Here is a 24,158-nt window from a genome sequence, read left to right as displayed (position 1 = left end):
ATATTCTATACGCAACGACAAGGGATGTCGTTAGTTTGAATAGATTAAAACTAAATAATTCACGCGACGCACACTTGGCCGCCGCGTGAAGTCGAACAGAGGATTAATGAATCCCACCAATGCGGCTTAAACGCACGCCGGTAGGCCATTGGCCCTCTTGTTTTTCAAAGCTCATCCAGATAGCGGTCGCTTTACCGACCAGATTCGCTTCCGGCACAAAGCCCCAGTAACGGCTGTCTGCGCTGTTATCGCGGTTATCACCCATCATGAAGTACTGCCCCGGCGGGACGATCCAGGTTGCCAGCGGCAGGCCGGACTGGTGGTAGTACATCCCCACCTGATCCTGAGCAATCGGCACGGTCAGAATGCGGTGGTTCACATCGCCCAGCGTTTCCTGACGTTGATCCAGCCGCACGCCGTCTGCTTTGCGCTCGCCCTGCGGCATCTCAAAGAAGCCGCTGGTCGCCTCGCCGCCGTTGCTGCGGGAGAAGGTCTGGACGAAATCGCTCGGCTCAACGTTGGAGTAAGTCACCGGCAGCGCGCTACCGCACGCCTGGCCGGAACTGCACCCCGGTTGAATCGTCACCTGCTTGGCGATTGGATCGTAAGTGACCTTATCGCCCGGCAAGCCGACGGTACGTTTGATGTAGTCCAGACGCGGATCTTCCGGGTATTTAAACACCACGATATCGCCGCGTTTCGGATGGCCCGTTTCAATAATCGTCTTCTGGTAGATCGGGTCTTTAATCCCATAGGCGAATTTCTCCACCAGGATAAAGTCGCCAATCAGCAGCGTTGGCATCATCGAACCGGAGGGAATCTGGAACGGCTCATAAATAAACGAGCGCACGATCAGCACGATCGCCAGCACCGGAAAGACCGACGCGCCGGTTTCCAGCCAGCCCGGTTTCGGGCCGACTTTTTTCAGCATCTTTTTATCCAGCGCTTCGCCGGTGGCGACCTGCGCCGCCGCCTGACGTTCCCGTCGTTTGGGCGCGAAGATAAACTTATCAACGCACCACAAAACGCCCGTGATCAGTGTGGCAATCACCAGAATCAGGGCAAACATGTTCGCCATGCCAACTCCTTAAGATTATTTGCTGTCTTTACCGACATGCAGAATGGCGAGGAACGCTTCCTGCGGCAGTTCGACGTTACCGATCTGCTTCATGCGCTTTTTACCCTCTTTCTGTTTTTGCAGCAGCTTTTTCTTACGGCTGATATCGCCACCGTAGCACTTCGCCAGAACGTTTTTACGCAGCTGCTTCACCGTTGAACGCGCGATGATATGCGTGCCGATGGCCGCCTGAATCGCGATATCAAACTGCTGGCGAGGGATCAGATCTTTCATCTTCTCCACCAGCTCACGGCCACGGCTCTGGGAGTTGTCGCGGTGAGTGATCAGCGCCAGCGCATCAACACGTTCGTTGTTGATGAGGACATCAACGCGCACCATGTCAGACGCCTGGAAGCGCTTGAAGTTATAGTCCAGCGACGCATAGCCGCGGGAAGTCGACTTCAGGCGGTCGAAGAAGTCGAGTACCACTTCCGCCATCGGAATTTCATAGGTCAGCGCGACCTGGTTACCGTGGTAAACCATGTTGGTCTGCACGCCACGCTTCTCGATACACAGCGTGATAACGTTACCGAGGTAAGCCTGCGGCAGCAGCATATGACACTCGGCGATCGGCTCGCGCAGTTCGTAGATGTTGTTCAGCGGCGGCAGCTTGGACGGGCTATCGACGTAGATAGTCTCTTTCGCCGTGGTTTCCACTTCGTAGACTACGGTCGGCGCGGTAGTGATCAGATCCAGATCGTATTCACGTTCCAGACGTTCCTGAATGATCTCCATGTGCAGCAGGCCGAGGAAGCCACAGCGGAAGCCAAAGCCCAGCGCGGTTGAGCTTTCCGGCTCATAGAACAAGGAAGCGTCGTTCAGGCTCAGCTTGCCGAGCGCATCACGGAAGTTTTCGTAATCGTCAGAGCTGACCGGGAACAGACCGGCATAAACCTGCGGTTTCACCTTCTTGAAGCCTGGTAGAGCTTTCTCTGCCGGGTTACGCGCAGACGTTAAGGTATCACCCACCGGGGCGCCAAGGATGTCTTTAATCGCACACACCAACCAACCTACCTCGCCGCATTTCAGCTCGGTACGGTCAACCTGTTTCGGCGTAAAGATGCCCAGACGGTCGGCGTTATAAACCTGACCGGTGCTCATCACTTTAATCTTGTCGCCTTTACGCATGGTGCCGTTTTTAATACGCACCAGCGAAACCACGCCCAGGTAGTTATCGAACCAGGAGTCGATGATCAGCGCCTGCAATGGGCCTTCCGGATCGCCTTCCGGCGGCGGAATGTCGCGCACCAGACGTTCCAGCACGTCGGTCACGCCCACGCCGGTTTTCGCCGAGCAGCGTACTGCGTCGGTGGCGTCGATGCCGACGATATCTTCAATTTCTTCCGCTACACGCTCAGGGTCAGCGGCCGGCAGGTCAATTTTGTTCAGTACCGGCACCACTTCCAGATCCATTTCCATGGCGGTGTAGCAGTTGGCCAGCGTTTGCGCTTCTACGCCCTGCCCGGCGTCAACCACCAGCAGCGCGCCTTCACAGGCCGCCAGAGAACGGGAAACTTCATAAGAGAAGTCGACGTGGCCCGGGGTGTCGATAAAGTTCAGCTGATAGGTCTCGCCATCGGCTGATTTAAAGTCCAGCGTCACGCTCTGCGCTTTAATGGTAATGCCGCGTTCGCGTTCCAGATCCATTGAATCCAGAACCTGGGCTTCCATTTCGCGGTCAGAAAGGCCGCCGCAAATCTGAATAATACGGTCAGACAGCGTCGATTTACCGTGGTCGATATGTGCAATGATGGAGAAGTTACGTATATTCTTCATATATTAAAATATTTATGCCTTACGGATACTTTGAGGCCGCGGTACGGAGCCTGACATTGTTGTCGTTCGAAAACGCCGCATTCTACACTACAACCGCGTAACCAGGAAATGCTCTTCCCGCAAGCATAACGCTTCCTGCGAGGAGCGTTCCAAAAAAATAAAGCCAGTGTAATCACTGGCTCATTTCAGATGAAGATGCCGTGCGGATCAGGTCGGGGGGAAGCCCTACGCTGATGATGACCGGCTGCCAGGTTTCCCTCGCAGCAAGACGCGGCGAAAAGCCCTTCGCAATAAGAAAACCACCAACACCACCCAGCACCGCGCCACTGAGCGCAGCAATATCGGTGCCGAACAATACCTGAAACAATGCGGCGACCGCAAACAGACCGAGCAGCGGGGACATATACACCAGCATTGCGGAACCCAGCAGGCTGCTTTCGGTAATGCCCAGCTCGACCTTTTGCCCGGCCACCAGCGGTTCCGCACTCGGCACGGTGATGGTGTGGGTGGTTTGCGGCCCTAACTTATTAAGCACCCGGCTGCCGCAGCCCGCGCGCGAAGCGCAGCTGTTGCAGGAAGCTTTTACGTCGCAGCTGACCTGCGCCATGCCGTTGTCCCACGCGATAACGGTGGCCCACTCTTTAATCATTGCGCGCCCTTGAATTGAATACCGTCTGCGACCCGCTTCGCGGTTTGCGGCGGCAGTTCGCCAACGATGGTGATTTCAGCCTGGTTATGCACCGTGGTGCTCACCGTCCGGCGGCCGGTACGCAGCATTTGATCGCTGCTGTTGGCTGTGGCGCGATTGATGTTAATTGAGAAGCTAAAGAGCCCATCGGAGAACAGGCGCGACTCTACCGGGCTATCAACGCTCGGCAGCGTGCGGCGGCTGCTGGAAATCTCTTTAAAGCCCTGTGGCACCCAACCCGCGGACCAGTTCAGGTCAACATTATTACTGGTGGGTACTGAAAGCTGCGGCGGCAGATTAGCCTTTGCCAGGTTCTGCATCGTGCCGCTGACCTGGTCGCCCGTGGTGACCGCAATCACCCGGAACTGCTCCAGCGTTTCACCATCACGGTCGAGCAGATCGACGCGCATCGGCAATTTGCTTTCGGAATCAACCCAGACGATATAGCTGTAGCGCGTGCCGTCCCGCGCCACAACGCGAATCACGTCGCACATGCGATCGGCAATACGCGTACGCCCGACGGAGATAAAGTCGTAGTAAGGCGCCAGACGTTTAAAATCGGTATACACCAGCGAAGGCAAGGAGTCGACAATGTAGTCGCCGTTCAGCGTGAAGGGATCGAGACCCGGCTCGAAATAGCTGATTTCGTTGCCGCGCTGGACCACCGCACGTCGTGGACCGTCCATTTGCAACAGCTCCGCCAGCGGCTGACCGTTCAGACGCACGTGACGATAGCGTAACGATTCCACGCCGGATTTATTGATGCTGACGAACGACAGCTCGTAGTTGAGTGACTGACTGGCCAGATTCATTTCCTGCAACAACGCCCCGGACGATACATCAGCCGAGGCGTTAGCGGAGAAGAACAGGCTACCAGCCACAAGTGACATGGCACACCAAAGTTGCTTCATTACTGCGATTGCGTTCCTAAAGTTTGATAGCCTGGCACCTGAACAGCAGCCTGCTGAGTTTGTGCCTGCTCAAACTGAAGCTGTTCAGAATGCAAGCGACGCTGCAATTCATAATCCTGCAGCATAGCATTAATACGACGACGCTGTTCCTGAACCTGCTGCTGACCGTTACCTGCCGACGCATCGGAAGGAACGCCCAGGCTAACCGGGCTGGCTTTGCCCATCATCGGCAGCGTGTTGAATACCGGTGACTCAGGTTGAGAGGAATCTGGTTGCCCATTATAGTGCTGAACGCCGACAATAACAGCCAGTGATACGCAAGCTGCCACGCCCATTTGGGTAAGCGAGCTGGCCCATGGACGGACCTTGTTCCAGAACGGCATTTTCTGCCATTGATGGGGAGCTGGCTGGGCTTCAGGAATGAGCGGCGCAGTCGGTATACGAGCGGGCTCATTTTCGATGGCGGCCATCACGCGAGAGGAGATATCAAAGTGAAGTACTTCACTCGTTTCGCCGCGCAGCGAATCACGAATGAGGTGATAGCTCTCCCAGGTTTTCTGCAACTCTGTTGAACGTGTTAACTCAGTTAACAGTTCTTTATCCAGCGTTTCACCATCCATTAAGGCGGAAAGTTGTTCTTTCTGCATGCCTAATACCTTTTCCAGTATCCCGCTTCCGTCAACGCCTGATAAGCGGTTGAACTTTATTATCGATAGCTTCTCGCGCACGGAAGATACGTGAACGAACCGTACCTACCGGGCAATCCATAATGACCGCTATCTCTTCATAGCTTAGGCCATCTAGCTCCCGCAAGGTAATTGCCATGCGTAAATCTTCCGGAAGCGCTTCAATGGTGCGAAAAACAATCTGTCTCAGTTCTTCTGACAACATTAAGTTCTCAGGGTTCGAAATTTCTTTCAAAGCGCCGCCGCTTTCAAAGTTTTCGGCCTCGTTCGCGTCCACATCGCTGGACGGCGGACGACGCCCCTGAGCAACCAGGTAATTTTTAGCCGTATTCACCGCAATGCGGTACAGCCACGTATAGAAAGCACTATCTCCCCGGAAAGAATCCAGCGCACGATAGGCCTTAATAAAAGACTCTTGTACGACATCCGGCACGTCGCCGGATGGCACATAGCGGGAAACCAGGCTCGCGACCTTATGCTGGTAGCGTACTACCAGAAGGTTAAAAGCTTTCTGATCTCCTTTCTGGACCCGTTCAACCAGGACCTGGTCCGTTAACTGCTCGCTCATCCGAGGTAATGTCTCCCCAAACCCTATTCCCATGCGTAATCAGAATGCCACTCCAACACTGCATTATGAGCAAGCAGAAGATTAGAGTGTCCGGTTTTCGTAAAGTTCCGTTACGCTTTGTTTTTTGTTTCGCAGCAGGCCGTTCATTGTCTGTCATTATAAGTCTGCTGATGTGAACAGATGTGTAAGTTGCGAAATAAAAACGCAAATCCAGTGAAGAGTATCGTAACCCGGCCTTGATTTCACCATAAATAGCGGTGGTAGCACCTGGCTTTATTCAGATTTGTTGCCCTCTCTCACGCGCTCTTTTCAGCAACCATGTTTAGTCACTATAACCTTAGTGTAAAAAAACCCTGCACATGTCGCTTTTATAGTGCTAATCTTCGATTACCGTGTTTAGTAAATTAAACAAAGATGATGAACTCACTTCCAGAACTTTCCTGTGATGTATTGATTATCGGCAGCGGCGCTGCTGGCCTTTCGCTGGCGCTGCGTCTTGCGGAGCACAGTTCCGTGATTGTCCTCAGTAAAGGCCCAATGAGCGAAGGTTCCACCTTTTATGCTCAGGGGGGAATTGCAGCCGTTTTTGACGAGACGGACAGCATCGAGTCGCACGTTGAGGATACGCTGATTGCCGGCGCGGGTATCTGTGACCGTCAGGCAGTGTCCTTTGTCGCCAGCAACGCCAGACACTGCGTGCAGTGGCTGATCGACCAGGGCGTGCTGTTCGATACGCAAATCCAGGCCAACGGGGAAGAGAGTTATCATCTGACGCGCGAAGGCGGCCATAGCCACCGCCGTATTCTGCACGCGGCGGATGCCACCGGACGTGAGGTCGAGAACACGCTGGTCAGTAAAGCGATGAGCCATCCGAATATTCGTGTGCTGGAGCGCTGTAATGCCGTCGACCTAATCGTGTCGGATAAAGTCGGCCTGCCGGGCACCCGTCGGGTCGTTGGCGCGTGGATCTGGGACCGTAATAAAGAGAAGGTGGAAACCTGCTCGGCAAAATCCGTGGTGCTGGCCACCGGCGGTGCCTCGAAGGTATATCAGTACACCACCAACCCGGATATTTCCTCCGGCGACGGTATTGCCATGGCCTGGCGAGCGGGTTGCCGCGTCGCTAACCTCGAGTTTAACCAGTTCCACCCCACCGCGTTGTATCACCCGCAGGCACGTAATTTCCTGCTCACTGAAGCCCTGCGTGGCGAAGGTGCGCACCTGAAGCGCCCTGACGGTAGCCGTTTTATGCCTGACTTTGACCCACGCGGCGAGCTCGCCCCGCGCGATATCGTCGCGCGCGCGATCGATCATGAAATGAAGCGTCTCGGCGTCGACTGCATGTATCTCGACATCAGCCACAAACCGGAAGCCTTTGTACGCCAGCACTTCCCGATGATTTACGAGAAGCTGCTGGGGTTGGGTATCGATCTCACCAAAGAGCCGGTGCCGATTGTTCCGGCGGCGCACTACACCTGCGGCGGCGTGATGGTCGACGACTATGGTCGCACCGATGTTGACGGCCTGTACGCCATTGGCGAAGTGAGCTATACCGGCCTGCACGGCGCGAACCGCATGGCGTCCAACTCGCTGCTTGAGTGCCTGGTTTACGGCTGGTCGGCGGCGGAAGATATTCATAAGCGCATGCCGTACGCCCGTCAGGTTGAGAAGCTACCCGCCTGGGACGAAAGCCGGGTAGAAAACTCCGACGAACTGGTCGTAATTCAGCATAACTGGCACGAGCTACGCCTGTTTATGTGGGACTACGTCGGCATTGTGCGCACCACCAAGCGGCTGGAGCGAGCCCTGCGCCGCATCACCATGCTACAGCAGGAGCTGGATGAGTATTACTCACGTTTCCGCGTCTCCAACAACCTGCTGGAACTGCGCAACCTGGTGCAAGTGGCCGAACTGATTGTGCGCTGCGCGATGATGCGTAAAGAGAGCCGCGGCCTGCACTACACGCTGGACTACCCGGAACTGCTCGAAGAGTCCGGCCCATCGGTGCTTTCGCCGCTGGTTCACATAAATAAATAGAACGCCTGGGTCAGCGCAGTGTAGCCTTCCGAGTACTGCTGCTCTGGCCCACGTATTGTTAACCTGTCGCTATAGCACTCGCCGCCTTTCGGGGAAAAAGCCAGCAGCACGCGATGCGGCAAGCGCATCTCCGTCTCCGCGACGTCGGTGCGCAGGCGTAAATGCCAGCCCATCGACAGCGCCTGCTGGGTAAACGTCTGGCCGATATTTTCCGGCAGCACCACGCAGAAAAAGCCGTCTTCGGTCACCGCATTCGCGGCGCAGGCCAGCAGCGCCTGATGGTCGAGCGTGGTGGTGTAGCGCGCCTTTTCTCGCTGCGGCGTGGCGCACTCCACGCCCTGCTCGTAGTAAGGCGGGTTGCTGACGATCAGGTTGTAGCGGGTGGTTAACCCGGCGACCCACTGCTGGATATCCGCCGTATGCACCTCAATGCGCCCGGCCCACGGTGATTCGCTCACGTTTTCGCGCGCCTGACTCGCCGCCTCTTCATCCAGCTCCACGGCATCGATCGTCACGTTTTCCTCGGTGCGCTGCGCCAGCATCAGCGCCAACAGCCCGCTTCCCGTGCCGATATCGAGGATCCGATTCACTCGGGCGATTGGCGACCAGGCGCCGAGTAAAATACCGTCTGTACCGACTTTCATGGCACAACGGTCGTGGGCAACAAAAAACTTTTTAAAGGTAAATCCGTTGCGACGCAGCGCGGATTTAGAATCAGACGTCATAAGTAACCTTGCAGGCCAATCCATATAAGCATTCGGCTATGAACAATACCCGAGAACAGATAGCCATACAAACAGATGAAGATTACAGCCGTAACGTCTATAATCAGCGCCTCACACAGAGGTAATCATGACTGTAACGACTTTTTCCGAACTTGAACTTGACGAAAGCCTGCTGGAAGCCCTCCAGAGTAAAGGCTTTACACGCCCGACTGCCATTCAGGCTGCCGCCATTCCGCCTGCGCTCGATGGACGTGATGTTCTCGGTTCTGCGCCAACCGGCACCGGTAAAACAGCGGCGTATTTGCTGCCTGCGTTGCAGCACCTGCTCGACTTTCCGCGTAAAAAATCCGGCCCGCCGCGTATTTTGATCCTCACGCCGACGCGTGAGCTGGCAATGCAGGTCGCTGACCATGCCCGTGAGCTGGCGAAAAACACCCATCTGGACATCGCCACCATCACCGGCGGCGTGGCGTATATGAACCACGCCGAAGTGTTCAGCGAAAACCAGGATATCGTGGTCGCCACCACCGGTCGTCTGCTGCAGTACATCAAAGAAGAGAACTTCGACTGCCGCGCCGTTGAGACGCTGATCCTCGATGAAGCCGACCGCATGCTGGACATGGGCTTCGCCCAGGATATCGAACACATCGCCGGTGAAACCCGCTGGCGCAAACAGACGCTGCTGTTCTCCGCTACGCTGGAAGGCGAAGCGATTAAAGACTTCGCCGAGCGTCTGCTGGAAGATCCGGTGGAAGTCTCCGCGACGCCGTCCACCCGCGAGCGCAAGAAGATTCACCAGTGGTACTACCGTGCCGACAACTATGAGCACAAAGTTGAGCTGCTTAAGCACCTGCTCAAGCAGGAAGACGCCACCCGTACCATCGTCTTTGTGCGCAAGCGCGAGCGCGTGCATGAGCTGGCGGAAACGCTGCGTCTGGCCGGGATCAACAACTGCTATCTCGAAGGCGAAATGCCGCAGATTAAGCGTAACGAAGGCATCAAACGTCTGACCGATGGCCGCGTGAATGTGCTGGTTGCAACCGACGTCGCGGCGCGCGGGATCGATATCCCTGACGTCAGCCACGTGATTAACTTCGATATGCCGCGCGGCGCCGATACCTACCTGCACCGCATCGGTCGTACCGGCCGCGCGGGTCGTAAAGGCACGGCGATTTCGCTGGTTGAAACGCACGATCACCTGCTGTTGCTGAAGATCGGGCGCTATATCGAAGAGCAGTTGAAAGCGCGCGTCATCGACGGGCTGCGCCCGACCACGCGAGCGCCAAGCGAGAAGATGACCGGCAAGCCGTCGAAAAAAGTGCTGGCGAAACGCGCCGAGAAGAAAAAAGAGAAAGACAAAGAAAAACCGCGCGTGAAGGTGCGTCACCGCGATGCCAGGAACGTTGGCAAGCGCCGCAAACCGAGCGGTTCCGGTGCTGCTGAAAAGAGCACCGAAGAGTAAAACAAACGCCGGGACATGCTCCCGGCGTTTTTATATCGATGGGTAAGGGACAGCGGCCATGAAGAAAAAAGAGTTCGTGACTCAAGACCTCCTCAGCAAAATTTACCAACAGCCCGGCGACGGGCCACGGAAGCTACCGCCTGAGCGCCAGTTGGCCGAGGAGTATGGCGTATCGCGTTTTACCATCCGCCAGGCGCTGGAAAAGCTTGCCAGCATCGGCGTGGTGCGCATTGTGCAGGGTTCCGGCATCTGGATTAATGAGCAAACGCGGGGCAATCCGCTGGTCTATAACTCCATTACCGAAAAACGCTTCGACCAGATGCGTTACCGGATGATCAGCCTGCACAAGAAACGGCCCGAGCGGGAGGACCAGCAGATTTTCGGCCTGACCGACGACGATTTTATCTGGCAGTTCTGCCGCCTGCGTTTCGTGGATGATATTGCCACCCAGATTGAAGTCTCACGTATGCCTGCCGCCATGTTCAGCGACCTTAACCAGGAGGTCATTGAACGCTCGCTACAGCAGTACGTGCTGGAAAAAGGTTATCCAATTTCCCACCTGCTCACCAGCTATCGGGCCATTAGCGTCAGCCGCGAACAGGCCGCGCTACTGGGCTGTAAAAAAGGCAGCCCGGCCATGCACATCAACAATCGGGGGATCCTCGACGGCGGGCAGGTTTATGAAATAAGCGATATCGTCGATATCAACTACTCCTGCACCTACGTCATCCCCCATAATCGCGACAACCTCGCTTTTCGCCAGCAGCCGCAGAGTTAGCCTACGGCGTATGCATCGCGCCGTCCGGCAGGCGGCTCTGCGTCCACTCATGCGGGCGATAAACGACCGGATGCGCCAGCGCCTGCGCCTCGTCAAAGCCCACGCCAATACCCGGCGCCGTCGGTGGATAGATAAAGCCGTTTTTCACCTCTGGCGCACCGGGGAAAACGGCATCCGTGGCGGCGGAACGCGGAATAAACTCCTGAATCGCGGCATTGTGCAGATGAATGTTGAGATGCGTATTCACCGCGACCCCGACAGGCGTCATATCACCCGGACCATGCCACGCCAAACGTACGCCAAAGGCCTGACACAGCACCGCCAGCTTCAGGGCCGGGGTGATGCCGCCAATCTGCGAAATATGGCAGCGAATAAAATCAATCTGCCGGTTGACGATGAGGTCATGCCACTCCGCCGGATTATTAAACAGCTCCCCCATCGCCAGCGGCACGCTGGTTTGCTGGCGAATCTGCGCCAGCCACGCGCTCTGCTGCGGCGGTAAAATATCTTCGATAAACCACGGCTGATAAGGCTCCAGCAGCTTTGCCATCTGGAGCGCCTGCTGCGGGAAGAGTCGCTCGTGGACATCATGCAGAATATGGAAACGATGACCGTAACGCGCACGCAGCAGACGGAACATTTCTACCGTATTGCGAACGTACTCATCCTGATCGAACCAGGCTCCCGGCGTCGGATTTTCCGGCGTTTGCATTTCGCGCGGCGTACCGCCGTAAAAACCCAGCTGGCAGCGAATATGGCGATACCCTTGCTCCAGCAGCTTATCCACGGAGACAAACAGTTCCTCCGGCGTTTCACCGCTGGCGTGAGTGTAAGCGGCAATCGCATCGCGCGATTTACCTCCCAGCAGCTGATAGAGCGGCATCCCGGCCAGTTTTGCTTTGATATCCCACAGCGCCATATCCACACCGGAGATGGCGTTGTTCATCACCGGTCCGTTGCGCCAGTAGGCGTTGACGTTCATCATTTGCCAGAGATCTTCGATATTGTTGGCATCGCGCCCCACCAGCAGCGGTTGCAGATATTCATCGACCATCGTCTTTACCGCCAGCGGGCGTTGCTGGAAGGTGGCGCAGCCGTAACCAACGGTGCCGTTGTCGGTCGCCACCCGGACCGTCACCAGATTGTGGCGGTCCGGACGCGTGATAAAACAATCTATGGCAGTAATCAGCGTGGGGTTCACAGAAGGCTCCCTGTGGAAAATAATAATAAGATTGCCATTATCTTCACTCTATTTTCAGCGTTCGGTAAACCTTTTTATTCAATATATTTTTTGGTCTAAAAACAGGTTTATTTTTATTTAAAAAACGGACCAATTTGAATACAAACCGTGTTTTAACCGCCTCATAGGAGGAAGTTGTGATTGAAATCATATTTTATTGGTTTGTTTTTAATGATGCACTTACTTACCATTCAGCGAGACAAACAAAACAACAAACATACCGCAGGAGCCATTATGGGGACGCAAGAGGCTATCAGCAGGATTATTCGTCTGGTAGGTGGACAGGAGAATATCAATAAAGTCTGGCACTGTATGACCCGGCTGCGCTTTGATTTAATTGATGATAATAAAGTGGCGCAGGAAGAAATTAAGCAACTGCCCGGCGTGTTGGGCGCACAGCTGCAAAGCGATCAGTTCCAGATTATTATCGGCCCGAAGGTGAACAGCTGGTATGAGCAGCTTCAGGATGCTCTCGGCAATGGCCAAACGGCCACCAGCGGGAAAAGCAAAGAGCGTAAAAGCCTGGTTTCGCTGTTTATGGATACCGTCTCCGGGGTATTCGGCCCGATAGTTCCTGCCATCGCCGGTGCCGGGATGATCAAAGGCCTGCTTGCAGGGCTGATTGCGCTAAAAGTGGTATCGCCAAAAAGCGAAACGGTGATGATCATCGATCTTATCGCCAGCGGCGTATTTTATTTCCTGCCGTTCTTCCTTGCCGTCTCGGCGGCGAAGATCTTTAAAACCAACGAATATCTGGCCGCCGCCGTCGCCGCCTGCTTGATGTACCCTACGCTGATTGACGCAGCGAAAGCGCTCGCCACGCATCAAGCCGATGCCGCCTCCGCGCTCTGGTTGTTTAACGCCATTCCGGTATCGGTATTCAACTACGCCTCCAGCGTGATCCCGGTGATCTTCTCCATCCTGGCGCTGAAGTACATTCACCAGGCGGTCGATAGGATCATGCCCGACGTGCTGAAAACCGTCTTTACTCCCACGCTAACGCTGTTCCTCGGCGCGCTGGCGGCATTGGTGGTGATTGGGCCGATCGGTATCTGGCTGGGTAAAATGCTGGCGTGGTTTATCGAAGGGCTATTTGGCGTTTCGGCGAGCTTCGCCGGGCTGGTGGTGGGCGCCATTCGTCCGGTCGCTATTCTGACCGGGATGCATCACGCGATGACGCCTATCGCGCTACAAAACTTCAGCGATCGCGGTTACGACATGCTGATGCCGATGATGTTTATGGCCAATATGGCGATTGCCGGAGCCACGTTTGCCATCTGGCGTCTGAACAAGGAAAACCGCACGGTGACGCTTTCCGCTGCGATCTCCGCGCTGCTGGGCATTACGGAACCGGCTCTGTTTGGCGTACTGACCCGCTACAAGAAAGCATTTATCGCCGCCACGATCGCCAGCTCACTGGCTTCAGCGTTTATCGCCTTCTTTGGCGTACGACTGTATGGCTATATTTTATCAAGCATTTTCAGCCTACCCGCGTACATCGGCCCTTACTTTATCTTCGCCATCTCTGGCGTGGCCATCGCGCTGGTGCTCTCCTTCACGCTCACCACTATCCTGGTCGGGCGCGAGCAGTCGAGATAAAAAATCCCCCGCAGGTACCCTGCGGGGGATTTGTCTGTTTGCACCGGGTTACCCCAACGCCTCCATTTCCCACCCCTGAGAAATTACAGGCTCTCGGTGAAAGTACGGGCGATAACGTCGCGCTGCTGTTCCGGAGTCAGAGAGTTGAAACGTACCGCATAACCGGAAACACGGATGGTCAGCTGCGGGTATTTTTCCGGATGCTCAACGGCGTCCAGCAGGGTTTCACGACGCAGTACGTTGACGTTCAGGTGCTGACCACCTTCTACGCGAACTTCTGGTTTCGCTTCAACCGGGATTTCACGGTATTCGATATCGCCCAGCGCGCTAACGGCAACGACGTCATCTTCTTTAAAACCGCCTTTCGCACACAGGCAGCGAGCTTCACCTTTCTCGCTGTCGAGCAGCCAGAATGAGTTGAGCAGGTCGTCGTTTGCAGCTTTAGTAATCTGGATACCAGTAATCATTTGATGCCTCCCTAGGCTCTTTATATTCGTTTTTAACCGGCCGCTTCCCGGCCAATTGGTAAAACCATTGTTGCTTGAGTGTATATATACCCCTCGAACACCCTTGATTCTTTGATTTAAATCAACAAAAACCACACCATAAAAGTGGTCATGCATGAAAATACTTGTTTTGCATCAAGTTACGCACGCCAGCACCACCAAAATTCTTTGTAAATATTCAACTTTTTTTATACTACAGGCTTCGCACGCCGCTATCCGATTTTGTGATGGAGAAAGAAGCAGTTAAGCTATAGCGAGAGAAATTCGCAGGAGGGCGAGATGACAACCCCATTAACCTGGCACGACGTGCTGGCCGCCGAAAAAGAGCAGCCCTATTTTGTTAACACGCTGGCGACCGTGGCCAGCGAGCGCCAGTCGGGCGTGACCATTTATCCGCCGCAAAAAGATGTTTTCAACGCTTTTCGCTATACCGAACTGAGCGATGTGAAAGTGGTGATTCTGGGCCAGGACCCGTACCACGGCCCCAATCAGGCGCACGGACTGGCGTTTTCTGTCCAGCCGGGCATTGCCATACCGCCGTCGCTGCTGAATATGTATAAAGAGCTGGAAGGCACCATTCCCGGCTTTACCCGTCCGAACCACGGTTATCTGGAGAGCTGGGCGCGCCAGGGTGTGCTGCTGCTCAACACCGTGCTCACCGTGCGTGCCGGACAGGCGCATTCTCACGCCAGCCTCGGCTGGGAAACCTTTACCGATAAGGTGATTGCGCTGATTAACGAACATCGTGAAGGCGTGGTCTTTTTACTGTGGGGATCGCACGCGCAGAAGAAAGGGGCGATTATTGACCCTCAGCGTCATCGCGTGCTGAAAGCGCCACATCCGTCGCCGCTGTCGGCGCATCGCGGGTTCTTTGGCAGTAATCATTTTGTGCAGGCCAACCAGTGGCTTGAACAGCGCGGCGAGACGCCGATTGACTGGATGCCAGTGCTGCCGGAGCAAGTCTAGCTAAAGCAGGCATAAAAAAACCGGTAGAGTCGCCTCTACCGGTTTTTTTCATTCACGTACTTACGCTTTATGCTGACGCCACCATTCCGCCAGCAGCACGCCCGTCGCCACGGAGACGTTCAGGCCTTCAACGGCACGCGTCCCGTCGATTGACACGCTCATGTCAGCAATAGCTGCAGCCGCTTCGGAAACGCCATCGCGGTCCTGGCCCAGCGCCAGCACCATTTTCTTCGGCAGTTCTGATTTGAACAGCGGCAGACCGCGGCCGTTGCTGCTGGTCGTGACGATGGTGTAGCCCGCATCGCGGAACTGTTCCAGTGCAGCAATGAAGCTGTCGCCGGTAATCGGCTCAACATGCTCAGCGCCGCCTTCAGCGGTACGAATTGCGGCACCAGATTCCAGCAGCGCCGCATCCTGCAATACCACGCCTTTCACACCAAAGTGCGCGCAGCTGCGGATCATCGCGCCGAGGTTGTGCGGGTTACCCGCATCTTCCAGCGCCAGTACGCAATCATCTTCGCCGCTTTTCGCGACCCACTGCTGTACGGAAGTGCCGTTACGTTTTTTAATCAGGAAGCAAACGCCACCGTGATGTTCAGTGCCGGACGCTTTCGCCAGCTCGGCTTCATCCACCACGTGGTAGGCTTTACGGTTTGCCGCCATCCAGCGCAGCGCTTCTTTAAAGCGCGGGGTGACGCTCTGCACAAACCAGGCGCGAACAATCGCGTCCGGACGGCTCTGGAACAGCGCCTGACAGGCGTTTTCACCGTAGACGCGGGTTTCTTCCGCACGCTGACGACGCAAAACTTCCGGATCGATAAAGCTTTTGCCGCTGATGCCGCCGTGATCGGGCTTAACGATGGTTTCGTCACCCGGCGCACGGGAAACCGTACGCCATGGGGAGCCTTCACCACGTTCGCGATCGCGTTCAACATCCCGATCGCGACCGCGCTCACGGCCACGATCGCTGTTTTGACCCTTTCTCTCATCACGGGCAGGGCGACGACCGCCTTCGGCACGGGAAGTACCGGCACGGGATGCGCCTGGACGGCCTCCGCCTTTACCAGTACGTGGATTTTGGGTGCGTTTGTCCGAGTCATCGTCACTGCGGACGTACATCACTTTGACCTTGCCGTTTTTGTTTTTCAGTTCGTCGCTCATGTTTTTCTCCACCTGCGCTGCGCGAAGCGCGCAGATTACCTGATGTGCCAGCGCTTAGCTATGACTTCGTACAAAAGACCACGACTATTGTACCCATTGGATAAAACGCATTGTCGATTAATACGCTGTGAACGATAATGTGTAACATTATAGAAACATTCGGCAACATTGCCGTTCTGCAACACGACGACCCAGAGGTGAGTTATGAATACCGTTTGTGCCCACTGCCAGGCGCTTAATCGCATTCCAGAAGAACGCATTAACGAGGCGGCAAAATGTGGACGCTGTGGTGAAGACTTGTTTGATGGCGATGTTATTAACGCCACGGACAGCACGCTGGACAAACTGCTGAAGGACGATCTCCCGGTTGTGGTTGATTTCTGGGCGCCATGGTGCGGCCCATGCCGCAATTTTGCGCCGATATTTGAAGACGTCGCCGAAGAGCGCAGCAGCACGATGCGCTTCGTAAAAGTGAACACCGAAGCCGAACGAGAACTGAGCGCGCGTTTCCGTATTCGCAGTATCCCGACCATTATGATTTTCAAAAATGGCGAAGTGATTGATATGCTCAACGGCGCAGTCCCCAAAGCGCCGTTTGAAAGCTGGCTGAACGAGGCCCTGCAAGCCTGATACCCACGGGGCACATCTTGTGCCCCGTATCCGCCTCTGCGACAATAGCGTTTTTGCCGTTCGAATCCCATGATTGATAACGCCGTTCTTCGGTTGCGCGCCGAGCGTCTTGCCCGCGCGACTCGTCCTTTTCTTGCCCGCGGTAACCGGGTTCGTCGCTGCCAGCGTTGTCTATTGGTACAGCGCTATTGTTTATGCGACACCATCGTACCACAGTCGGCAAAAAGCCGTTTTTGCCTGGTGATGTTCGATACTGAACCGATGAAGCCAAGTAATACCGGTCGCCTGATCGCCGATATTTTGCCGCAGACCGAGGCTTTCCAGTGGTCGCGCACGGAGCCACCGCAGGCGCTGCTGGATTTGGTGCGCAACCCCGACTATCAGCCGATGGTCGTCTTCCCTTCATCCTACGCCGATGCGGATAGGCAAGTATTAAGCACCCCGCCTGCCGGTAAGCCGCCGCTCTTTATTATGTTAGACGGAACCTGGCCGGAAGCGCGCAAAATGTTTCGCAAAAGCCCGTGGCTGGACAACCTGCCGCTGATCTCCGTCGACCTTTCGCGCGTGTCAGCCTATAGCCTGCGCGAAGTGCACGCTGAAGGGCAGTATTGCACCGCTGAAGTGGCGATTGCGCTGCTCGATTTAGCGAATGACACCGATGCTGCGTCGGCACTCAGTGAACATTTCACCCGCTTTCGCAGTCGCTATCTGGCAGGAAAATCTCAGCATCAGGGCAGCGTCACAGCAGTCGAGGCGGAAAACGGTTAAACTCTTACCGTTATTGTCGCGTAAGGAAGACCGGTATGAGCCAACGTGGGCTGGAAGCACTGCTGAGACCCAAATCGATTGCGGTGATTGGCGCGTCAATGAAACCTCAGCGCGCCGGTTTTCTGATGATGCAAAACCTGCTGGCGGGTGGTTTCGCTGGCCCGGTTTTACCGGTGACGCCCGCCTGGAAAGCGGTGCTGGGCGTGCTGGCCTGGCCGACGGTAGAAAGCCTCCCCTTCTCGCCCGATCTCGCCGTGTTGTGCACCCATGCGCGCCGCAATCTTGAGCTGCTGGAGTCACTGGGCGAAAAAGGCTGCAAAACCTGTATTATTCTCTCCTCCCCTCCGGACCAGTTCAGCGAGCTAAAAGCCTGCGCCGCACGTTATCAGATGCGACTGCTGGGGCCGAATAGCCTCGGGTTGCTGGCGCCATGGCAGGGGCTGAACGCCAGCTTCTCGCCGGTCCCTATCCGCAAAGGCAAGCTGGCCTTTATCTCGCAGTCCGCCGCGGTCTCGAACACCATTCTGGACTGGGCACAGCAGCGCGAAATGGGCTTCTCCTATTTTATCGCGCTCGGCGACAGCCTCGATATCGACGTCGACGACCTGCTCGACTATCTGGCGCGTGATAGTAAAACCAGCGCCATTCTGCTGTATCTCGAGCAACTCAGCGACGCGCGCCGTTTTGTCTCTGCCGCCCGCAGCGCATCGCGTAATAAACCCATTCTGGTGATTAAAAGCGGCCGTAGCCCGGCGGCACAGCGGCTACTGCACGTGAACTCGGGTATGGATCCAGCCTGGGATGCGGCTATCCAGCGCGCAGGTTTGCTCCGCGTACAGGACACGCACGAACTGTTTTCTGCCGTTGAAACGCTCAGCCATATGCGGCCGCTACGCGGCGAGCGACTGATGCTCATCAGTAACGGCGCGGCGCCTGCGGCGCTCGCGTTAGATGAACACTGGGCGCGTAATGGCAAGCTGGCCACGCTGAGCGACGAGACGCGCCAGCAGCTTCAACAGCTACTGCCCGATACCGTTGAGGCCAACAACCCGCTGGATTTACGTGATGATGCCAGTATTGGCCATTATCTGACGGCGGTGAATGTGTTGCTGAATAGCCCGGACCTCGATGCGCTGATGGTCATCCACTCACCCAGCGCCACCGCGCCAGGCAGCGAAAGCGCTGCGGCCTTGATTGACCTGATTAAGCAACACCCACGCGGCAACTACATCAGCGTACTGACCAACTGGTGCGGCGAGTATTCGTCGATCGAGGCACGCCGGATGTTCAGCGACGCCGGGATCCCGACCTACCGTACGCCGGAAGGCACCATTACTGCCTTTATGCACATGGTGGAGTACCGGCGCAACCAGAAGCAGCTGCGGGAAACCCCGGCCCTACCGCACAGCCTGACCGCCAATACCGGCCAGGCGCATGAATTATTACAACAAGCGATTGATAACGGCATCAGCGCGCTGGACACCCACGAAGTGCGGCCGATTTTAGAGACTTACGGCCTGAATACGCTGCCCACCTGGATTGCCTCCGACAGCGCCGAGGCCGTGCATATTGCCGAGCAGATTGGTTATCCGGTTGCGCTTAAGCTCCGTTCTCCGGACATTCCGCATAAATCTGAAGTTCAGGGCGTCATGCTCTACCTGCGCACAGCCAGCGAAGTGCAGCAGGCGGCGGACGCCATCCTGGACCGTGTAAAAATGGCCTGGCCGCAGGCGCGCATTCACGGGCTGCTGGTGCAAAGTATGGCAAACCGCGCCGGTGCTCAGGAGCTGCGCGTCGTCGTCGAGCACGATCCGGTTTTCGGCCCGCTGATTATGCTGGGCGAAGGAGGCGTGGAATGGCGTGCGGAGGATCAGGCTGCAGTTGCCCTACCGCCGCTGAATATGACGCTGGCACGCTATCTGGTCATTCAGGCGATTAAAAGCAAGAAAATCCGCGGGCGTAGCGCGCTGCGACCGCTGGATGTGGCGGGGCTGAGCCAGCTGCTGGTACAGGTGTCGAACCTGATAGTTGATTGCCCTGAAATTCAGCGGCTGGATATTCACCCGCTGCTTGCCTCTGGCAACGAATTTACCGCTCTGGACGTGACGCTGGATATTGCGCCATTTAGCGGCTCAAGCGAAAGTCGGCTGGCGGTGCGGCCTTACCCGCAGCACCTTGAAGAGTGGGTGACCATGAAGAACGGCGAGCGCTGCCTGTTCCGACCGATCCTGCCGGAAGACGAGCCGCTGCTGCAGCAATTTATCGCTCAAGTCACGAAAGAAGATCTTTATTACCGCTATTTCAGCGAGATCAACGAATTTACCCACGACGATTTAGCCAATATGACGCAGATCGACTACGATCGAGAAATGGCTTTCGTCGCGGTCTATTCGCCAGGCGATCGCACTGAGATCCTGGGGGTGACTCGCGCCATTTCCGATCCCGACAATATTGACGCGGAATTTGCCGTGTTGGTGCGCTCCGATCTGAAAGGGCTGGGGCTAGGCGGGCGTCTGCTGGACAAACTTATCAGCTATACCCGAGCCCATGGTTTGCAGCGCCTGAATGGCATTACCATGCCAAACAATCGCGGGATGATTGCCCTCGCGAGGAAGCTCGGTTTTGACGTAGATATTCAGCTGGAAGATGGCATTGTCGGGCTGTCATTAAGGCTAAGTGATGAGTAAGCTGCTGGAAATGCTGCCCTTAACCGACAGAGATGGTATCATTGACCGCTTACGTCGTCTGCGTGGTACAGAGGACCCTTCACTAAACCAGAGAAGAAACGCACTGTGATGTTGTCAAAATTTAAGCGTAATAAACATCAACAACACCTTGCCCAACTACCCAAGCTTTCACAGTCTGTTGATGATATTGAGTTTTTTTATGCTCCAGCAGATTTTCGTGAAGCGTTGCTCGCAAAAATCGCCAGCGCCACGCGCCGAATCTGTATCGTCGCGTTGTACCTTGAGCAGGACGACGCCGGAAAGATGATTCTGCAAGCCCTGTACGATGCCAAACGTCAACGCCCGGAACTCGATGTTCGCGTGCTGGTTGACTGGCATCGCGCACAGCGTGGGCGCATTGGTGCTGCTGCATCCAATACCAACGCGGACTGGTACTGCCGCACCGCAAAAGAGAATCCCGGTGTCGAGGTTCCCGTTTATGGCGTGCCGGTGAATACCCGTGAAGCACTCGGCGTACTGCATTTTAAAGGCTTCATTATTGATGACTGCGTGCTGTATAGCGGCGCCAGCATCAACGATGTCTATCTGCATCAGCACGATAAATATCGTTATGATCGCTACCAATGTATCCGCAATCCGCAGATGGCCGATATCATGTTCAACTGGGTATCGGAGAATCTGGTCGAAGGCCGTGGCGTTAATCGCCTGGACAACACCGAGCGCCCGAAAAGCCCGGAAATCAAAAATGATATCCGCCAGTATCGCCAGGAACTGCGTGATACCAGCTACCATTTCACAGGCAATGCCGGTGATGATGAGCTGACGGTTACGCCGCTGGTTGGCCTGGGGAAAACCAGCCAGCTGAATAAAGCTATTTTCCACCTGATGCCTTGCACCGAAGAAAAGCTCACTATCTGCACCCCTTACTTTAACCTGCCAGCATTGCTGGTCCGCAGCATTATTCGTCTGCTGCGCGAGGGGAAGAAAGTGGAGATTATCGTCGGTGACAAAACGGCGAATGACTTCTATATTCCGGAAAATGAGCCGTTTAAAATTATCGGCGCGCTGCCTTATCTCTACGAAATTAACCTGCGCCGCTTCCTGAGCCGCCTGCAATATTACATCAATACCGATCAGCTGACGGTGCGCCTGTGGAAAGATGGCGATAATAGCTATCACCTTAAAGGGATGTGGGTCGACAACGAGTGGATTCTGCTGACCGGCAATAACCTCAACCCTCGTGCCTGGCGTCTGGACCTGGAAAACGCGGTGTTGATTCACGATCCGAAAAAACAGCTGGCGTCGATGCGCCAGAAAGAGCTGGACCTCATCCGTAAGCACACGACGGTGGTTAATCACTTCCGCGACCTGCAAAGCATCGCGGATTACCCGGTAAAAGTGCGTAAGCTGATTCGCCGTCTGCGTCGAATTCGTATCGACAGGCTGATTAGCCGTATCCTGTAAACTGAAGCCCCGCACGTCGGGGCTTTTTTATGACTGGAGTCTTTATGCTACGTCCCCTTCTGATTTGCACAATGCTGGCGCTCAGCGGTTGCAGCCATATGGCAAACGATAGCTGGAGCGGGCAGGATAAAGCTCAGCATTTTATTGCCTCGGCCATGCTTTCAGCCGCCGGTAATGAGTATGCGCAGCACCAGGGCGTCAGCCGCGATCGCAGCGCGGCGATTGGCTTTCTGTTCTCCATTAGTCTGGGTGCGTCAAAAGAGCTTTGGGACAGCCGCCCGGCGGGGAGCGGCTGGAGCTGGAAAGACTTTGCATGGGACGTTGCCGGCGCCACCACCGGCTATGCGGTGTGGCAGCTCGCGCAACATTAACCTACAAGCGTAGACCTTTTCCTTTGCGATGCAGTTTAAGTGAAACCAGGAAAGCAATCGCCGCCATTACCGTCACATACCAGAAGAAGGCGGTTTCGATACCCGCCGACTTCATCGACAACGCCACGTATTCGGCTGAACCGCCAAACAAGGCGTTAGCCACCGCATAAGACAAGCCTACCCCCAACGCGCGCACCTGCGCCGGGAACATTTCAGCTTTCAGGATCCCGCTAATCGAGGTGTAGAAGCTGGTAATGAGCAGCGCGCACATGACTAACGCAAATGCCGCGTACGGTGACGTGACGTTCTGTAACGCAGAGAGAATTGGCACGGTGAACAGGGTGGCCAGCGCACCAAAGCAGAGCATTGAGGTACGACGTCCGACTTTATCAGACAGCAGGCCAAACAACGGCTGGACGAGCATATAGACGAACAGCGCAGCGGTCATAATGACGCTTGCCAGGTTTGCGCTCATCCCGGCAGTGTTCACGAGATATTTCTGCATGTAGGTCGTAAAGGTGTAGAAACTCAGTGACCCTGCAGCAGTGAAACCGAGCACCATGAAAAACGCTCTACGGTTACGCCACAGCCCTTTGAATGAACCGGCTTCTTTTAGCGTGCGCGTCTCTTTCTGCGAGGTTTCATCCAGCTGACGCCGTAGCCACAGGGCGACAATCGCCAGTACGGCCCCCAGGGCAAATGGAATTCGCCATCCCCAGGCGTGAAGATCTTCGCTGCTGAGCACATTTTGCAAGATAACCACGACCAGAACAGCCAGCAGTTGTCCGCCAATCAGCGTGACATACTGGAAGGAGGCATAGAAGCCCTTACGGCCTTCAACCGCCACCTCGCTCATGTAGGTGGCGCTGGTACCATACTCGCCGCCAACGGACAGCCCCTGGAACAAACGCGCCAGCAGCAGCAGTGCGGGAGCCCAAGTGCCAATCACGCTGTAGCCCGGTAAACAGGCAATAACTAACGAGCCGAAACACATCATACATACGGAAATGAGCATCGAGACCTTACGTCCGCGGCGGTCCGCGATGCGGCCAAATAGCCAACCACCGATTGGGCGCATCAGAAAACCTGCGGCAAATACGCCAGCAGTTTGTAGCAGTTGGGTCGTGGTATTTCCTGACGGAAAAAAAATGTGAGCAAAATAGAGGGAACAGAACGAGTAGACGTAGAAATCAAACCACTCAACAAGGTTCCCTGATGATGCCCCGACGATTGCCATCACGCGACGGCGAGTATCGCTGTTGGCCAGCGATTCTTCTGGGGTCACACTGGTTACGGCCATTTGTTAACTCCTGCCAAAAGCGCTCTCCTGCCTTACCGGGCGTACACGTCACGCAGGCAGATATTTTAGTAAATGAAATGTTATACAATTGTTATTATTAAATTAGTGATGAAAATCACATTTTCTGTTAGCAGGATCACGATTTAGGATTAGGTGCAGAAGGAACAGAAGGGAATAGAGAGGAAAAAAAGTGGAGTATGACGTAGGCCGGATAAGGCATTTATGCCGCCATCCGGCAATGTGCCCCGGGATGACCTGATGACGCTGCGCTTATCCGCCCTGCAGAGGGCATTAATCGCCCGGGATTTCACCCTGTTTTACTTTCGCACAGACGCAAAAAAGCCCATCCGTCAGGATGGGCTTCTTCACTAATTGATGCCTGGCAGTTTATGGCGGGCGTCCTGCCCGCCACCCTACGGGCCGTTGCTGCGCAACGTTCAAATCCGCTCCCGGCGGATTTGTCCTACTCCGGAGAGCGCTCACCGACAAACAACAGATAAAACAAAAGGCCCAGTCTTTCGACTGAGCCTTTCGTTTTATTTGATGCCTGGCAGTTCCCTACTCTCGCATGGGGAGACCCCACACTACCATCGGCGCTACGGCGTTTCACTTCTGAGTTCGGCATGGGGTCAGGTGGGACCACCGCGCTACAGCCGCCAGGCAAATTCTGTTATCAACACGCATTAGCCTGTCGATGTAATCTGTAATCAAGCTGAAT

At 55.4% G+C, this 24,158-nt stretch carries 21 protein-coding genes and 1 rRNA gene; 10 read left to right on the top strand and 12 right to left on the bottom strand.

The features are described 5' to 3' along the window. Positions 1–103 precede the first annotated feature (103 nt). The 6 genes from lepB to rpoE all read right to left on the bottom strand — a co-directional run bounded on the left by lepB (position 104) and on the right by rpoE (position 5,746). The gene (gene lepB / locus M989_RS06310; protein ID WP_064543443.1) at positions 104–1,078 is read right to left on the bottom strand and encodes a signal peptidase I; all 975 of its coding nucleotides are present in this window, start codon (positions 1,076–1,078) and stop codon (positions 104–106) included. A 15-nt stretch (positions 1,079–1,093) separates the two neighbouring features. Beyond that, positions 1,094–2,893: a translation elongation factor 4 gene (lepA, locus tag M989_RS06305; RefSeq protein ID WP_064543437.1), complete on the bottom strand. Its 1,800-nt coding sequence runs from the start codon at positions 2,891–2,893 to the stop codon at positions 1,094–1,096. A gap of 172 nt (positions 2,894–3,065) precedes the next feature. Then, complete coding sequence (gene rseC / locus M989_RS06300; RefSeq protein WP_064543435.1) at positions 3,066–3,542, bottom strand: SoxR-reducing system protein RseC; 477 nt, start codon at positions 3,540–3,542, stop codon at positions 3,066–3,068. Then, positions 3,539–4,492: a sigma-E factor regulatory protein RseB gene (rseB, locus tag M989_RS06295; RefSeq protein WP_064543433.1), complete on the bottom strand. Its 954-nt coding sequence runs from the start codon at positions 4,490–4,492 to the stop codon at positions 3,539–3,541. The genes rseC and rseB overlap by 4 nt, the downstream gene beginning before the upstream one ends. Then, positions 4,492–5,139 (bottom strand): anti-sigma-E factor RseA, encoded by a 648-nt coding sequence (rseA, locus tag M989_RS06290; protein ID WP_064543431.1) that lies wholly within the window; start codon positions 5,137–5,139, stop codon positions 4,492–4,494. Before rseA ends, rseB begins: the two co-directional genes overlap by 1 nt. Positions 5,140–5,170: 31 nt before the next feature. Continuing rightward, entirely contained in the window at positions 5,171–5,746 is a 576-nt protein-coding gene (rpoE, locus tag M989_RS06285; RefSeq protein WP_064543429.1) for an RNA polymerase sigma factor RpoE, read from the bottom strand. Between the two features lie 417 nt (positions 5,747–6,163). Between rpoE and nadB the strand changes: the two genes are divergently transcribed. Further along, positions 6,164–7,783 carry an L-aspartate oxidase gene (gene nadB / locus M989_RS06280; RefSeq protein ID WP_064543664.1) on the top strand — a complete coding sequence of 540 codons (1,620 nt, stop codon included), beginning with the start codon at positions 6,164–6,166 and terminating at the stop codon, positions 7,781–7,783. Here the strand turns inward: nadB and trmN are convergent. Next, positions 7,768–8,508: a tRNA(1)(Val) (adenine(37)-N(6))-methyltransferase TrmN gene (gene trmN, locus M989_RS06275; protein ID WP_064543427.1), complete on the bottom strand. Its 741-nt coding sequence runs from the start codon at positions 8,506–8,508 to the stop codon at positions 7,768–7,770. The two genes, nadB and trmN, sit on opposite strands and share 16 nt — an antisense overlap. 127 nt (positions 8,509–8,635) lie before the next feature. Between trmN and srmB the strand changes: the two genes are divergently transcribed. Then, the gene (gene srmB, locus M989_RS06270; RefSeq protein WP_064543425.1) at positions 8,636–9,970 is read left to right on the top strand and encodes an ATP-dependent RNA helicase SrmB; all 1,335 of its coding nucleotides are present in this window, start codon (positions 8,636–8,638) and stop codon (positions 9,968–9,970) included. Between the two features lie 58 nt (positions 9,971–10,028). Then, positions 10,029–10,748, top strand: coding sequence for a GntR family transcriptional regulator (locus M989_RS06265; protein ID WP_064543423.1), 720 nt, complete (start codon positions 10,029–10,031; stop codon positions 10,746–10,748). Between the two features lies 1 nt (position 10,749). On the opposite strand, the gene M989_RS06260 is transcribed toward M989_RS06265, so the two are convergent. Then, complete coding sequence (locus M989_RS06260) at positions 10,750–11,949, bottom strand: enolase C-terminal domain-like protein (RefSeq protein ID WP_064543421.1); 1,200 nt, start codon at positions 11,947–11,949, stop codon at positions 10,750–10,752. Between the two features lie 273 nt (positions 11,950–12,222). Between M989_RS06260 and M989_RS06255 the strand changes: the two genes are divergently transcribed. Then, positions 12,223–13,587 (top strand): PTS transporter subunit EIIC, encoded by a 1,365-nt coding sequence (locus M989_RS06255; protein ID WP_064543419.1) that lies wholly within the window; start codon positions 12,223–12,225, stop codon positions 13,585–13,587. Between the two features lie 83 nt (positions 13,588–13,670). Here M989_RS06255 and grcA read toward each other — a convergent pair whose 3' ends face one another. Next, positions 13,671–14,054: an autonomous glycyl radical cofactor GrcA gene (gene grcA, locus M989_RS06250; protein WP_064543417.1), complete on the bottom strand. Its 384-nt coding sequence runs from the start codon at positions 14,052–14,054 to the stop codon at positions 13,671–13,673. 318 nt (positions 14,055–14,372) lie between these two features. On the opposite strand from grcA, the gene ung reads away from it, so the two are divergent. After that, positions 14,373–15,059, top strand: coding sequence for a uracil-DNA glycosylase (ung, locus tag M989_RS06245; protein WP_064543415.1), 687 nt, complete (start codon positions 14,373–14,375; stop codon positions 15,057–15,059). Positions 15,060–15,119: 60 nt separating this feature from the next. Here ung and M989_RS06240 read toward each other — a convergent pair whose 3' ends face one another. Continuing rightward, on the bottom strand, positions 15,120–16,220 hold the full coding sequence (locus tag M989_RS06240) for a tRNA/rRNA methyltransferase (RefSeq protein ID WP_064543413.1): 1,101 nt from the start codon (positions 16,218–16,220) through the stop codon (positions 15,120–15,122). 204 nt (positions 16,221–16,424) lie between these two features. Between M989_RS06240 and trxC the strand changes: the two genes are divergently transcribed. The 5 genes from trxC to M989_RS06215 all read left to right on the top strand — a co-directional run bounded on the left by trxC (position 16,425) and on the right by M989_RS06215 (position 22,140). Then, positions 16,425–16,850 (top strand): thioredoxin TrxC, encoded by a 426-nt coding sequence (gene trxC, locus M989_RS06235; protein ID WP_064543411.1) that lies wholly within the window; start codon positions 16,425–16,427, stop codon positions 16,848–16,850. Between the two features lie 69 nt (positions 16,851–16,919). Next, positions 16,920–17,618, top strand: a complete 699-nt coding sequence (gene tapT / locus M989_RS06230; RefSeq protein ID WP_064543409.1) for a tRNA-uridine aminocarboxypropyltransferase — start codon at positions 16,920–16,922, stop codon at positions 17,616–17,618. 35 nt (positions 17,619–17,653) lie between these two features. Then, on the top strand, positions 17,654–20,305 hold the full coding sequence (locus M989_RS06225; RefSeq protein ID WP_064543407.1) for a bifunctional acetate--CoA ligase family protein/GNAT family N-acetyltransferase: 2,652 nt from the start codon (positions 17,654–17,656) through the stop codon (positions 20,303–20,305). Between the two features lie 108 nt (positions 20,306–20,413). Next, positions 20,414–21,769 (top strand): CDP-diacylglycerol--serine O-phosphatidyltransferase, encoded by a 1,356-nt coding sequence (pssA, locus tag M989_RS06220; RefSeq protein WP_064543404.1) that lies wholly within the window; start codon positions 20,414–20,416, stop codon positions 21,767–21,769. Between the two features lie 44 nt (positions 21,770–21,813). Then, on the top strand, positions 21,814–22,140 hold the full coding sequence (locus M989_RS06215) for a YfiM family lipoprotein (protein WP_064543402.1): 327 nt from the start codon (positions 21,814–21,816) through the stop codon (positions 22,138–22,140). Between the two features lies 1 nt (position 22,141). Here the strand turns inward: M989_RS06215 and M989_RS06210 are convergent, their stop codons facing one another. Together M989_RS06210 and rrf are read right to left on the bottom strand one after the other, a co-directional pair. Continuing rightward, a complete protein-coding gene (locus tag M989_RS06210; protein WP_064543400.1) occupies positions 22,142–23,440 on the bottom strand; it encodes an MFS transporter in 1,299 nt (432 codons plus the stop codon). A gap of 545 nt (positions 23,441–23,985) precedes the next feature. Next, positions 23,986–24,101, bottom strand: a 5S ribosomal RNA gene (gene rrf / locus M989_RS06205). Between the last annotated feature and the right edge of the window lie 57 nt (positions 24,102–24,158).

The sequence above is a fragment of the Kluyvera georgiana ATCC 51603 genome (assembly GCF_001654985.1).
Classification (GTDB): domain Bacteria; phylum Pseudomonadota; class Gammaproteobacteria; order Enterobacterales; family Enterobacteriaceae; genus Kluyvera; species Kluyvera georgiana.
Note: the sequence above shows the minus strand (reverse complement) of the source record. Positions and strands in the feature narration are given on the sequence as shown.

Excerpts from the sequence above, each read along its gene's own strand:
- lepB (WP_064543443.1), bottom strand. The coding sequence starts at position 1,078 with ATGGCGAACATGTTTGCCCTGATTCTGGTGATTGCCACACTGATCACG.
- M989_RS06225 (WP_064543407.1), top strand. The coding sequence starts at position 17,654 with ATGAGCCAACGTGGGCTGGAAGCACTGCTGAGACCCAAATCGATTGCG.
- M989_RS06265 (WP_064543423.1), top strand. The coding sequence starts at position 10,029 with ATGAAGAAAAAAGAGTTCGTGACTCAAGACCTCCTCAGCAAAATTTAC.
- M989_RS06210 (WP_064543400.1), bottom strand. The coding sequence starts at position 23,440 with ATGGCCGTAACCAGTGTGACCCCAGAAGAATCGCTGGCCAACAGCGAT.
- tapT (WP_064543409.1), top strand. The coding sequence starts at position 16,920 with ATGATTGATAACGCCGTTCTTCGGTTGCGCGCCGAGCGTCTTGCCCGC.
- rpoE (WP_064543429.1), bottom strand. The coding sequence starts at position 5,746 with ATGAGCGAGCAGTTAACGGACCAGGTCCTGGTTGAACGGGTCCAGAAA.
- ung (WP_064543415.1), top strand. The coding sequence starts at position 14,373 with ATGACAACCCCATTAACCTGGCACGACGTGCTGGCCGCCGAAAAAGAG.
- grcA (WP_064543417.1), bottom strand. The coding sequence starts at position 14,054 with ATGATTACTGGTATCCAGATTACTAAAGCTGCAAACGACGACCTGCTC.
- rseB (WP_064543433.1), bottom strand. The coding sequence starts at position 4,492 with ATGAAGCAACTTTGGTGTGCCATGTCACTTGTGGCTGGTAGCCTGTTC.
- pssA (WP_064543404.1), top strand. The coding sequence starts at position 20,414 with ATGTTGTCAAAATTTAAGCGTAATAAACATCAACAACACCTTGCCCAA.
- M989_RS06255 (WP_064543419.1), top strand. The coding sequence starts at position 12,223 with ATGGGGACGCAAGAGGCTATCAGCAGGATTATTCGTCTGGTAGGTGGA.
- trmN (WP_064543427.1), bottom strand. The coding sequence starts at position 8,508 with ATGACGTCTGATTCTAAATCCGCGCTGCGTCGCAACGGATTTACCTTT.
- trxC (WP_064543411.1), top strand. The coding sequence starts at position 16,425 with ATGAATACCGTTTGTGCCCACTGCCAGGCGCTTAATCGCATTCCAGAA.
- srmB (WP_064543425.1), top strand. The coding sequence starts at position 8,636 with ATGACTGTAACGACTTTTTCCGAACTTGAACTTGACGAAAGCCTGCTG.
- M989_RS06240 (WP_064543413.1), bottom strand. The coding sequence starts at position 16,220 with ATGAGCGACGAACTGAAAAACAAAAACGGCAAGGTCAAAGTGATGTAC.
- nadB (WP_064543664.1), top strand. The coding sequence starts at position 6,164 with ATGAACTCACTTCCAGAACTTTCCTGTGATGTATTGATTATCGGCAGC.
- rseA (WP_064543431.1), bottom strand. The coding sequence starts at position 5,139 with ATGCAGAAAGAACAACTTTCCGCCTTAATGGATGGTGAAACGCTGGAT.
- rseC (WP_064543435.1), bottom strand. The coding sequence starts at position 3,542 with ATGATTAAAGAGTGGGCCACCGTTATCGCGTGGGACAACGGCATGGCG.
- lepA (WP_064543437.1), bottom strand. The coding sequence starts at position 2,893 with ATGAAGAATATACGTAACTTCTCCATCATTGCACATATCGACCACGGT.
- M989_RS06215 (WP_064543402.1), top strand. The coding sequence starts at position 21,814 with ATGCTACGTCCCCTTCTGATTTGCACAATGCTGGCGCTCAGCGGTTGC.